Here is an 11861-nt window from a genome sequence, read left to right on the forward strand (position 1 = left end):
CTGACAGAATTTTTTATTCGGCAGGAACTTCTTCATCAGTGGTTTCTGCTGTTTCTTGGGTTTGATTAGAAATGACAATTTTATCATCAATCAAATCAGCTACCAATTGTTTATATTCAGGATGTTCAATGTAGAAATCAGCAATTGAATCTTCAATATTTTCTTGAATTGTTCTACGAAGAGGTCTTGCACCCATTGCAGGGTTATATCCTAAGTCCACTAATTTTTCTTTAGCGGCTTGAGTGACACTAAGATGAATATCATTACGTCCAATTTGTTCATTGACTTCATCAAGCATTAAATCAACAATTTTAAGGAGATTTTCTTTGCTTAAAGCAGAGAATTCAATAATTCCGTCAAAACGGTTCATGAATTCAGGGCTAAAGAAATCACCAAGTTGACCAAGCACTGATTTAGTTCGTCCTTCGCGGGCTGCACCAAATCCAACAGAAGCTTCAACTTTACCAGTTCCGGCATTTGAAGTCATGATAATCAAACTATCTTTGAAGGATACTGTCCGTCCTTGTGCATCTGTCAGACGGCCATCTTCAAGAATTTGTAAGAACATGTGCATGACATCAGGATGAGCTTTTTCAATTTCATCAAGCAAAATCAAACTGTATGGATTACGACGAACACGTTCGGTCAATTGACCCGCTTCTTCATAACCTACATATCCTGGAGGCGCACCAATCAATTTGGCCACCGAATGTTTTTCCATGTATTCCGACATATCAAAACGAATCATGCTCTCACTTGAGCCAAATAATTCTTTAGCCAATTGTTTAGCAAGTTCGGTTTTACCTACACCTGTTGGACCAACAAAAAGGAAAGAACCAATTGGACGGTTAGGTTTGCCAAGACCTACACGTGAGCGACGAATTGCTTTTGATATTTTATCTACTGCTTCATCTTGACCAATCACATGTGCTTTCAAATCATCAGCCAAATTAATCAACTGAGTTTGTTCTTTTTCTTTCAAATCCCCAACTGGAATTTGTGTTTTTTGTTCAACAATTTGTTCAATATCTTTTTCAGTGATGACTGGCATATCTTCGTCAGTAACTTCTTGTTTTTGCAATTCACGAAGTTTACTGATTTGGTCACGGAAATGAGCGGCTTTTTCAAAATCTTCAGCCTTAGTTGCTTCATTTTTCTTACTTTCCGCATCAGCAATTCGACGATTGATATCCTCAGGGTCAACAAATTTCAAAGTCAGATTTTTCTTAGAACCAGATTCATCTAAAAGGTCGATGGCTTTATCTGGTAAGAATCGGTCTTGAATGTAACGATTTGACAAATGAGCAGCTGCTTCAATAGCCTCATCAGTGTATTTCACATGATGATAATCTTCATAACGTGCTTGAATGCCTCGCAAAATCGTAATTGTTTCATCAACTGATGGTTCATCTACTTTGACCGGTTGCATCCGACGTTCAAGTGCCGCATCTTTTTCAATAATACGATATTCGTTGAGTGTTGTTGCTCCAACCAATTGAAGCTCACCACGTGCAAGAGCCGGTTTTAGGATATTACCTGCATCCATATTGCCGTCGCCAGCAGAACCAGCACCGACAATTTCATGAATTTCATCAATAAACATAATGACATCATTACGTTTTCTGATTTCATCCATTAATTTTTGCATCCGTTCTTCAAATTGTCCACGAATTCCTGTTCCTTGAACAAGAGAAACCACGTCAAGACGAATAACTTCTTTATTTTGCAGTTTTTGTGGCACATCGCCATCGACTATTTTTTGTGCTAAACCTTCAACAACTGCTGTTTTACCAACACCAGGTTCACCAATTAGCACTGGATTATTCTTAGTTCTGCGATTTAAAATCTCAATAACACGTTTGATTTCTTCATCACGCCCAATCACTGGGTCAATTTCGCCACGACGAGCTGATTCGGTGATATTAATACCGAATTCTTCTAGCATCCCTTTAGGTTGTTTTGCCCGAGGATTTTGTGGACCACGCGGACCACGCCCACCCGTTTGTGTTGGGGGAGTTTGATTACTTGCTGCCCCATTAAAATCTTGACCTTGCAAAGCACTGAAGATATCGTTAAACGGATTAAAGGGTTCATCAGAATTTCCATTTGAGGCATTTCCTGCGCCAAATAAAGCTTCTTGACCACCAGATTTCATAATTTGATAACAGTTTTGGCACAAATCAATTTGTTTTTTCTGACCATTTACACTTGTGTAAAGGTGAATCGTCGCTTCATTAATATTACAATTTTGACAAAGCATCGCTTTCCTCCTCTTAATTCTCAGTAATCAGTTTTAAATTAATTTTTATCTTCCACTTACGAAAGAATTTAATCTAAAATCGGGACCAACTTCGATGTAAAGCTTTTTATATTTGAAATTATTTGTGGTAATGACTAGAACTCGATTATTATTACGGACATCCCAAAACTCATTTTCGCCGTTTTCTCTGAACCACCCACCATAGTACCAGGCATTAGTTCCCGCTACTTTTTTATAAAATTTGGGCTTTTTCAAGTCAGAAATAAGCTGGACATTCTCCACTTTTTCAGGTTCAATCCTGATATGTTTTCTTAAAGAAAGAACTTTTCTTGCCCCTTTAAGTTCAATATCAATGCCACCATCTTTTTCAAAATAAACAGTAGTCGTCATTTTCTCTCCTTAATTTGTAATTTAAGTGATAACGTTTACTTTTATTTTACATCAAATTTAAAAAATCAATAAATCATTTCTCCCTTTTTAATATAAAAAGTTTGACCATATTTGACCATTGATAAATTTATTATAATCATTTTGGAAAAATTTATCAAGTCTTTTGAACTTTTTCGGGTTAATTTTTAATAAAAAATAGTTCTATCAGGATCGATAGAACTATTTTTTTTAATTTAATTTTGTAGCACTAGAATAATCAGATTTGAGTTGGTCAACTGCTGCCTGCTCTGATGACGAACTACCACCTTTATATTTGTTATTTCCTGTTAAATCACTCACATCAACTTTTCCATTATTCAAGGTTAACCCTGTATAACCATAGCTATAATAACTTGTACTGTCATTTTTAGTATCTGTATCACTGTTATAATGAGAAACAATTTTATAAATAGTTACAACAGAAAACTCACCCTTATCGCTATCATCACTAGAGCTATATCCCCATGAGCTGATATTAGTTCCAACAAAATAGGAATCCATGCGTGTCACGGTATAAGTTGTTCCAAAATCCCCAGTGCTGCTTTCATTATCTGCGCGAACAACTGTATCTTCTTGCGTTAATAAATCATTTAAGTTTGATATTTTGGGACTACTTTCCAAGTCTGCAACCGTCAATGTTTTACTTGCTGTACCTGACAATATTTTTCCATTGCTTTTTTGTTGATTAATATAATCTTGTGAAAGTCTAACGATAATCTGTTCGCTATTTGTCAAATCTGTCGGTGCAGAATTATCATTATTCACTGTGAACTTATCATCATCAAATTTGACTGAACCAAAATGATTGAAACCAGTAAAGCTGACAGGATTGTCTTTCAAAACACTCTCAATCGTGTAAGTTGTTGCTTTTTTCAAATTTTTGACTGTATAAGTTTTCGTTTCTTCCTTGATTGGATTGTCTTTTAATGTTGTTGTGATTTTTAAAGTCACTTTTTGTCCGTTGGATAGATTTTGCGAATGGCTAATATTTATCCTTGTATCTTCAAAATATTTTGCAAATTTTTGCCATTCTGTTGAGTTATTTGTCGTTGAGTTGAAAAATGAAAAAATATTACTGTCCTCTGCTTTTTTGACCTCTGATGATGGCAGTCCAACTTTTGCACCAATAATTTCAATTTCTTTTTTCTGATAATCTCCTAAAAGCTCCACTGTTCCTTGGCTATTGTAACCAGAAAAGTTGACCTTTAAAGCATTTAAGATACTTTTAGGTTGGGCGTTGATATAAGCAAAAACACCTCCTATGATGATAAAAATCGCTATTACAGCACCAATGATTCCAATCCTTTTTTTATTTACTGGACGTTTTTCTTTCGTTTCTGCTTCTTTATTCTCTGGTTGGTTGATAGTCATTGACTGACCACAGTTTGCGCAAAATGCAGCATCTTTTTTATTTTCTGTGCCACAATGTGGGCAAAATTTTGTGTTGTTTTTCATCATTATCTCCTATAATATACCGCCGGTTGCATTGCTAATGAGTGTCGCAATTTCTGAGCCCATAATTGCAAAAACAATCAAAAATGCCAATCCTAGAATCGCACTATTAGCAAGCCATGCAAGAAGTTTGATGTAAAATGTATCCATTTTCCGCTGATGAATGGTGTTGATATAAGTAAAAAATGAAATAAATCCCCAAAGCATAAGTGCTAAATAAATTATAAAAATCGCTAGAGCATTGATACCAATGAGCGCAAATAGAAAACTTACAAAGTTCAATGCAAATAAAAGAACATAAAAACGTCCATAATAATTAAGCATTTTTTTGAATGTAAAAGTTTTATCGCCAAGAATTGCAAAATTTGCTAGCCATCCACCTAAAATGGTTGCTGCATGAAGAATAATGAAACTAATAATAATCGGAAAAATCATCTGTCCAAAAACATGATTGGCAGTGTTTGCTACTGTATTTCCAACATTTTGATTATAAAGACTTCCCAGTGAATTATTTGCCGAACCAAGTGCATTCCCGACAGAAGTACTGGTATTTGTAATAATATTTACCAGTATTTTTCCCAAGGCAAGCGCTCCAAAAATAGCTGTCAAAGTAATTGATAACCAACTAAACCAGAGGGGAGTATTTTCTTGTACGTTTTTTGTTGGTGCCTTTACAGCACTAACTATCCATTCCCAAAGGTTTGTCGCACCATTTTTCAAAATTTCCCTTTGTTCTTCAGTAATAAAAGGTTTGACCGAGTTTGCTGTACTTGTTTCATTGGCTGGCTCATTCTCCATTTTTGTTCCACAGTTTGTACAAAATACACTTCCTGCTTCAATCTCTTTGCCACAGTTTGGGCAAAAGGTTGGTTGGTTTTCCATTTTCTATCTCCTATTATGATAAAATTACAATCTAATCATAATATAAAAGCTTTATTGTTTCAAAAATTTGTCTATACGTTATCCAATAATTACTCTATGGCTTCAAAGAATACCATCTATTAAAAAAATTACTGACAAAATTGTCAGTAATTTTTTTATTCTGCAATCTCAGCAGCATTATCAATTTTCTTATACAATTTATTTTGATGAATCAAGATATAGATTGAAGCCAAAATGGCAATGCCCGCAAAAGCATAAACAATGATATTTCCAGCTGACCAGCCATAAGATTGAACAACCCATCCAATGACCAAGGTTGCCGTCACTTCGCCGATAATGTACTGACAGAATCCCATTGTTCCTGTTGACATTCCATTGGCAAATTTCGGTACGGCTTCATTGACCATCAAACCGACAATCGTCGCCGGTGCATAGATAAATGTTCCCATAATTAATAAGACAATGATAATCAAAGTGTGGTTTGTTGCCGCAAAATAAGTAATTAGACAAGCAAGCATGGCGATCAGTGAAATCAAAACCATAATGGCCCGACATCCTTTGAGCAAATCAGTAATAAATCCAATGATAATAACACCAGGGATAGCCGCCAGTTCAAAAATTCCTGTCAGCCATTTTGCCGTTGAATTATCAAATCCTTTGACATTGACCAAGTAGTTGGGAATCCAACTCATGATGCCATAACGCACCACGTAAATTGACAGTGAAGTCAAAATGACTGCCCAAACGAGTTTATTTTTGACAATGTATTCAAAGAATATCTTAAAGACATTTTCGTCAGAAACATCACCTTCGACAACTTCTCCATCTTTAATGACCACTTTATCGCCGGAATATTCTTCAATCGTAGGCAATCCCTTTGTTGTTGGACGATCAGAGCCAAGAAATAATACGATAACAGCAATGACAATCGAGACAATTGATGCTGTCCAAAAACTCCATTGAAGCGAAGCGCCGAAAAACAAAGCAGATAAATTAATGATAGCCACACACATGAAAGCTCCTGCATTATGAGCCGATGACCAGATGGAAAATGCCGTTCCACGCGCCATAATTGAGCCTTTCCCTTTGCGACCAAACCATAAGCCGACCAAACGCTGACAGGCCGTAGCCCCCATGCCTTGCATGACTGAGTTGAGCAACATCAGAAAAACAATCATTCCAAAACTTTGAGTCGTCCCATAAAGGGCATTGATGATTGATGAAACAATCAATCCTGTCGCCACATAACGATTTGGATTGGCACGGTCAGCTAGCGTTCCCATGATGAGCTTTGAAATCTCATAGCCAATTCCAAACATGGAGAGAATTGTCCCGATTTGCCCCATTGAAAAGCCATAAGCTTTTGAGATATCATTTTGCTGAACGGTGAAAATCAATCGAATAATATAATAACCAATATAAACCATTGCTGTCGAAATTAGAACCCGAATTTGCCAAATTTTATATAAACGGGGAACTTTTTCCTCTGAGATTTTTTGCTCTGCATCTGGAGCTGGTTTTAAGAATCCAAGCATGTTGAATCCCCTTTCATTTTGATAAATTAATTATAACTTACTCTCCATTGAAATAAATTCCTGATTTTACTATAATTTCAGGAATTTATTCTTAAATAATAAAAAATTTACTGACAGACTCTAATAAGAAATTCCTACTAGAATCTGTCAGTAAAATTCAAACCATCAAACAATCCTCCCCTGTTCTTTATATTCTGTATAAAGTTGAATCAAAAGGTGAATAATAAGTTCTAGTGGGAGCATATTATTATAATCAACTGGAATTTTTCCAGAAGCCTTTTTTTGATAAGCAAACAAAGATAAATCGCTTTGTTGAGCTAATCTACTTTCATAATTTCCGGTAATAGCCAAAACTTTTTTACCCTCTCTTTTTGCTTTGAGGGCTGTCGCGACAATCAATTCTGTTTCACCAGACAAACTCAGTCCAACAAGAAAAGTATTTTCAGGCAATTTACTAAGATAATTCTGCATATTGTCTTGATAAAGACTTACCGCCTTGACATCTAAAAATTGCAAATCTCTGGCAAACGAATCGGCTATTCTCACTGATAAACCACGAGAGATAACTACGACAGAATCTGCCTGATAAATATTTTCAAGGACTTTAGCTAAGGTTTTCACTCTCTAGTAGCCTCACCGTTCTTAACAATTCCTCTATCGTTTCAGAGACAACTTGATTGGCACTTTCTGATAAGCCGTGAATCCATTTGTTTGTATTCATTTTTATTTTTGCTGTATTTTTGTATTCAGAAAAACCAGAAAATTTTTTCTTTTTCAAAGTTCGAATGATTGATGAAGGACTGACATGAGCAGATTCAGCAATCTGAGCAACTGTCATTTGGATAACTTTTGTCTTATTTTCTTCTAAGTAATTCCAAATATAAATTTCCACACTGGTTAAATGATTCATAAAACTCCTCTGAATAAAAATTGTTGACTCTTAATAGCTATAATTTCTAAAAAAATATAAAAAAACTTACTGACAATTGTATCAGTAAGTTTTTAAATTACATAAAGTCACGCAATGGTTTAGAACGACGTGGGTGACGAAGTTTTTTGATTGCTTTTGCTTCAATTTGACGAATACGTTCACGAGTCACTTTGAATTGTTTTCCAACATCTTCCAAAGTATGCATCCGTCCATCATCAAGACCAAATCGCATTCTCAAAACATTTTCTTCACGGTCAGTCAAAGTATCCATCACTTCATCTAACTGTTCACGTAAAAGAATACGGTTTGTATAATCAACAGGTGATTCGATGACATCATCCTCAATGAAGTCACCAAGATGAGAATCATCTTCTTCACCAATAGGCGTTTCGAGTGATACTGGTTCTTGAGCAATTTTCAGAACTTCACGAACTTTATCTGGCGCCATGTGCAACTCTTTACCAATTTCTTCAGGTGAAGGGTCGCGTCCGAGTTCTTGCAAAAGATTACGTTGAACACGAATCAATTTATTGATTGTTTCAACCATATGCACTGGAATACGAATTGTGCGGGCTTGGTCAGCAATTGCACGTGTAATCGCTTGGCGAATCCACCAAGTGGCATAGGTAGAGAACTTGAATCCTTTCGTGTGGTCAAACTTATCCACAGCTTTCATCAAGCCCATATTTCCTTCTTGAATCAGATCCAAAAATTGCATTCCACGTCCAGAATAACGTTTTGCAATTGAAACAACCAAACGCAAGTTGGCTTCGGCAAGCATTTGTTTCGCAAATTCTGCCCCTTCACCACCAGCAATAATTGCTTCAGCAAGTTTCGTTTCTTCATCAAGAGAAATCAATGGATAACGACCAATTTCTTTAAGATACATACGAACAGGATCATCAATACGAACATTCGTAACGATTTCATCCATTGCAGTATCTGAAACTTCTTCTTTTTCAATTTCATCAGTTACAAGAGCCAAAGGACTTGGATTTCCATCTTTATCCACAATTGAAATTCCTGCATCTTGAATTTGTTTGAACAAATCTTCAAGAGCATCATCCACAATTCCAAATTTAACAGAAAGCTCATCCATGATTTCTTCATCAAGCGCTTCACCCAAAGGTTTACGTTTGGTAATATAGCCTTTAACTGCTTTTTCATAAGCTTTTACATTAAAAGTATCACCATTTTCTTTGATTTCAACTCTCGCTAATGTTTTAGGACTATCCATCTTTTCAACAACAACAGGTTTAACATTTAATGCTTCAAGAAGACGACGTTCCTCACCAGGTCCAACTGAACTTGAATGTGATTTTACAAGTAAGCCAATTTCTTGGGCTTTCTCAACCAAGACACGGTTTTGAACTCCTGTTTCTTTCGAAATTTGACTTATTCTTTTTTTATTTGCTGCCAATTCGATCCTCCTCTTTGGGTAAAACTACTGACAAAACTGTCATTAAATAGACTAGCCAATTGTCAGTAAAAAAATACTATAATTTTTTCTTTTGATTAATAATCTGAAGGGTTAACTCTAACATACGTTCTTTATTTCCTGCTTTTTCTGCAGTTGCTAATTGTTGCTGAAGTTCTTCAAATTTTATTTGTTCCATTTCATTTGAAAAAATGGAAACCAAGTCATTAATTTCCTGACTTGATGCAGTCTCTGGTAAATCTAAACTTATAATCTGATAAAAGAGACTACGCTGATCCTCTGACAACTCACTTGCCAAATGGGATTCATCAATCTGCTCATAAACCATTGCCTCAAGTAATATCTTTTCAAATATATCCTGATAACGTTTATGGACAAATCTAAAATTATCATCCTGAGAAAATTTTTTCAAAACAGATGAATGATAAATCATTCGATGAAGGAGCATCTCCTCAGCTCTTTCTGAACGAGACAATTTAGGAACCTGAATCGTTGGTTGAAAAACTTGAGCTGGTTCATTTCTTCTATCAGCTACTTGAGGTTGAATATTATTTTCATAAAAGATTTCTTCAAAATCAATAGGTATGGCCGAATCAAGATTAGAATAATCTCTCTCGTCAGTAAAATTTTCAACTAGATTTGAAGCCCCATAATCACTAACAGAATGGTCAGTAATATTCATATTTTCACGGCGCAAATTTACAGCCTGCTCCACTTGATTATACTCGAAATCAGGCAAAATCTCAACTAATTTTCTTATATAAGCATCCTGAGCCGTTATCGATTGTAGCTTTGCAATCATTGGCGCAATCTGCTCAATAAAATCTAACTGAACCTGCAAATTAGCCAAATTTTCAGGTCTTAAAAAATCAATCAAGAACTCAATGGGCTGAATCCGCCCAGTTTCCATCAATGCTGATAGACCTGTTAGACCATATGTTTTAGAATACTCATCCGGATCTAACCCTTCAGGCACCTTGACAATCTGTACATCAGATTCACCAACCAAATTAAGGGCCTTATAGATGGCGTTTTGTCCGGCAGAATCTCCATCATATACTAATACGAATTTTTTAGCAATTTGTTTCAAACGGCGAACATGCTTCTCCGTCAAAGCCGTTCCCATTGAGGCAACAACATTATTTATTCCCGCTTTATGAGCCGCAATAACATCCATGAAACCTTCCATTAAATAAACTTCACGCCGCTTAGAAATAGTTGGTTTTGCTTTATCTAAATTCCACAATTCATAAGATTTATCAAAAATTGTCGTTGCTGATGTATTGATATATTTTGCTTTTGAATCATCATTTTCTTGCCATTTTCGTCCAGAAAAACCAATCGTTTGACCGTATTCATTGGTAATTGGAAACATGATTCGATTCGTAAAAGCATCAAAAACCCTATTATTTGAAAAATGAAATAGTCCTGAGTTAGCCATAACTTCTTCATCAAATTTATTTGATAAGTTTTTAAAAATAAAATCATTTTCCTCAGGAGCCAAACCAATATTAAATCTTTTGATTACATCATCAGTAATCCCCCGTTCAGCGAGGTAGTCTCTGGCTCGTTCCCCTAGTTCTGTTGACATCAACAGAATATTATATAAACGAGCAGCCTGATTATTGATTTCATAGAGTGGCGCATTAGGATTGTTTTTTTCTTCTCTGTCATTAGAAATATCAAGAGTGACCCCGGCGAAATTAGCCAACTCTTTAACAGCATCAATAAAGCCCACTTGATTATATTCTTTTAAGAACTCAATAGCATCTCCAGACCTACCACAACCAAAACAATGATAAAATCCTTTTTCTGCATTCACATTAAAAGAAGGAGTTTTTTCGCCATGAAAAGGGCATAAGCCAATATAATTTTTACCGGTGCGACTTAAGGCAACATATTGTAAAATCAAATCAGCAATATTAACCTTTGACTTTAAGTCATTCACAACTTCAGTATCTACTGAAACCATTCGCTACTCCCCCTTTCATCTTGACTATGAACATTCAAATAAGTAATCACAACTTAAGTATAACACTTAGGAAAGAGTCTGGTTTATTATTCATTCACAAAATAAAATCGATTCTTTCAAATTTTTATCATTTTCTATCTCTTTAAAGTCTAAAAGACGCCTATTTAGCAATAGACGTCAAACAAAGGGGGGTAAGGGATTCGAACCCTCGCGCCGGTTTCCCGACCTAACGATTTAGCAAACCGTCCTCTTCAGCCTCTTGAGTAACCCCCCATAGGCTTATTAACAATGAATAGATACCTTACATATCCATTATGGGAATTCCAGGATTCGAACCTGGGACCCCTGCGTTATCAACACAGTGCTCTAACCAACTGAGCTAAACTCCCATAAAATGTTTTCAAATGAAAACTAAGCGGATGACGAGAATCGAACTCGCGTAGCCAGCTTGGAAGGCTGGGGTTCTACCATTAAACTACATCCGCTAACAAAGAATGGCGCGAGACGGAATCGAACCGCCGACACATGGAGCTTCAATCCATTGCTCTACCAACTGAGCTACCGAGCCAAAGATATGGATCTTGCTGGATTCGAACCAGCGACCGATCGGTTATGAGCCGATAGCTCTAACCAACTGAGCTAAAGATCCAGCTGATAATTATAGCGGCGAAGGGGATCGAACCCCCGACCTCTCGGGTATGAACCGAACGCTCTAGCCAGCTGAGCTACACCGCCATGTTTGACCTAAGTCAAATTGATGTAAAAACATCAATCGGGAAGACAGGATTCGAACCTGCGACACCTTGGTCCCAAACCAAGTACTCTACCAAGCTGAGCTACTTCCCGTTATATGCAAGCGGTAGGATTCGAACCTACAACCGCCTGATTCGTAGTCAGGTACTCTATCCAGTTGAGCCACGCCTGCAAATAACTTTTTATAAATAACTAGTAATAATACTAGT

9 protein-coding genes and 8 tRNA genes are annotated in these 11861 nt (G+C 36.3%); all 17 read right to left on the reverse strand.

Features of this window, described 5'->3' with window-relative positions; all coding sequences use genetic code 11:
- Positions 1-13 precede the first annotated feature (13 nt).
- Entirely contained in the window at positions 14-2260 is a 2247-nt protein-coding gene (locus tag LLA01S_RS07280) for an ATP-dependent Clp protease ATP-binding subunit (RefSeq protein ID WP_011675568.1), read from the reverse strand.
- Positions 2261-2305: 45 nt separating this feature from the next.
- Positions 2306-2650, reverse strand: a complete 345-nt coding sequence (locus LLA01S_RS07285) for a hypothetical protein (RefSeq protein ID WP_011834562.1) — start codon at positions 2648-2650, stop codon at positions 2306-2308.
- A 228-nt stretch (positions 2651-2878) separates the two neighbouring features.
- Positions 2879-4144: a zinc ribbon domain-containing protein gene (locus LLA01S_RS07290; RefSeq protein ID WP_061778061.1), complete on the reverse strand. Its 1266-nt coding sequence runs from the start codon at positions 4142-4144 to the stop codon at positions 2879-2881.
- Between the two features lie 9 nt (positions 4145-4153).
- On the reverse strand, positions 4154-5023 hold the full coding sequence (locus LLA01S_RS07295) for a zinc ribbon domain-containing protein (RefSeq protein WP_061778062.1): 870 nt from the start codon (positions 5021-5023) through the stop codon (positions 4154-4156).
- Positions 5024-5178: 155 nt separating this feature from the next.
- Positions 5179-6558, reverse strand: a complete 1380-nt coding sequence (locus LLA01S_RS07300; protein WP_061778063.1) for an MFS transporter — start codon at positions 6556-6558, stop codon at positions 5179-5181.
- A 165-nt stretch (positions 6559-6723) separates the two neighbouring features.
- The gene (locus tag LLA01S_RS13240; protein WP_021166300.1) at positions 6724-7179 is read right to left on the reverse strand and encodes an SIS domain-containing protein; all 456 of its coding nucleotides are present in this window, start codon (positions 7177-7179) and stop codon (positions 6724-6726) included.
- Positions 7163-7468 carry a MurR/RpiR family transcriptional regulator gene (locus LLA01S_RS13245; protein WP_234922782.1) on the reverse strand — a complete coding sequence of 102 codons (306 nt, stop codon included), beginning with the start codon at positions 7466-7468 and terminating at the stop codon, positions 7163-7165. Before LLA01S_RS13245 ends, LLA01S_RS13240 begins: the two co-directional genes overlap by 17 nt.
- Before the next feature lie 97 nt (positions 7469-7565).
- A complete protein-coding gene (gene rpoD / locus LLA01S_RS07310; protein WP_371265335.1) occupies positions 7566-8726 on the reverse strand; it encodes an RNA polymerase sigma factor RpoD in 1161 nt (386 codons plus the stop codon).
- Positions 8727-8985: 259 nt separating this feature from the next.
- Positions 8986-10899: a DNA primase gene (dnaG, locus tag LLA01S_RS07315; protein ID WP_061778064.1), complete on the reverse strand. Its 1914-nt coding sequence runs from the start codon at positions 10897-10899 to the stop codon at positions 8986-8988.
- Positions 10900-11084: 185 nt separating this feature from the next.
- Positions 11085-11172: transfer RNA gene (locus tag LLA01S_RS07320), tRNA-Ser, on the reverse strand.
- Positions 11173-11214: 42 nt separating this feature from the next.
- Positions 11215-11288, reverse strand: a tRNA-Ile gene (locus LLA01S_RS07325).
- Positions 11289-11313: 25 nt separating this feature from the next.
- Positions 11314-11384 (reverse strand) — tRNA-Gly (locus LLA01S_RS07330).
- Positions 11385-11394: 10 nt separating this feature from the next.
- A tRNA-Phe gene (locus LLA01S_RS07335) sits at positions 11395-11467 on the reverse strand.
- Between the two features lie 7 nt (positions 11468-11474).
- Positions 11475-11548: transfer RNA gene (locus tag LLA01S_RS07340), tRNA-Ile, on the reverse strand.
- 12 nt (positions 11549-11560) lie between these two features.
- Positions 11561-11634: transfer RNA gene (locus LLA01S_RS07345), tRNA-Met, on the reverse strand.
- 37 nt (positions 11635-11671) lie between these two features.
- Positions 11672-11745: transfer RNA gene (locus tag LLA01S_RS07350), tRNA-Pro, on the reverse strand.
- Between the two features lie 5 nt (positions 11746-11750).
- Positions 11751-11824: transfer RNA gene (locus LLA01S_RS07355), tRNA-Arg, on the reverse strand.
- Positions 11825-11861: the final 37 nt, after the last annotated feature.

Source organism: Lactococcus cremoris subsp. cremoris NBRC 100676 (assembly GCF_001591705.1).
In the GTDB taxonomy this organism is placed as follows: Bacteria; Bacillota; Bacilli; order Lactobacillales; family Streptococcaceae; genus Lactococcus; species Lactococcus cremoris.

Coding starts and splice junctions, on each gene's coding strand:
- LLA01S_RS07280 (WP_011675568.1), bottom strand. CDS start 2,260: ATGCTTTGTCAAAATTGTAATATTAATGAAGCGACGATTCACCTTTAC.
- LLA01S_RS07285 (WP_011834562.1), bottom strand. CDS start 2,650: ATGACGACTACTGTTTATTTTGAAAAAGATGGTGGCATTGATATTGAA.
- LLA01S_RS07290 (WP_061778061.1), bottom strand. CDS start 4,144: ATGAAAAACAACACAAAATTTTGCCCACATTGTGGCACAGAAAATAAA.
- LLA01S_RS07295 (WP_061778062.1), bottom strand. CDS start 5,023: ATGGAAAACCAACCAACCTTTTGCCCAAACTGTGGCAAAGAGATTGAA.
- LLA01S_RS07300 (WP_061778063.1), bottom strand. CDS start 6,558: ATGCTTGGATTCTTAAAACCAGCTCCAGATGCAGAGCAAAAAATCTCA.
- LLA01S_RS13245 (WP_234922782.1), bottom strand. CDS start 7,468: ATGAATCATTTAACCAGTGTGGAAATTTATATTTGGAATTACTTAGAA.
- rpoD (WP_371265335.1), bottom strand. CDS start 8,726: ATGGATAGTCCTAAAACATTAGCGAGAGTTGAAATCAAAGAAAATGGT.
- dnaG (WP_061778064.1), bottom strand. CDS start 10,899: ATGGTTTCAGTAGATACTGAAGTTGTGAATGACTTAAAGTCAAAGGTT.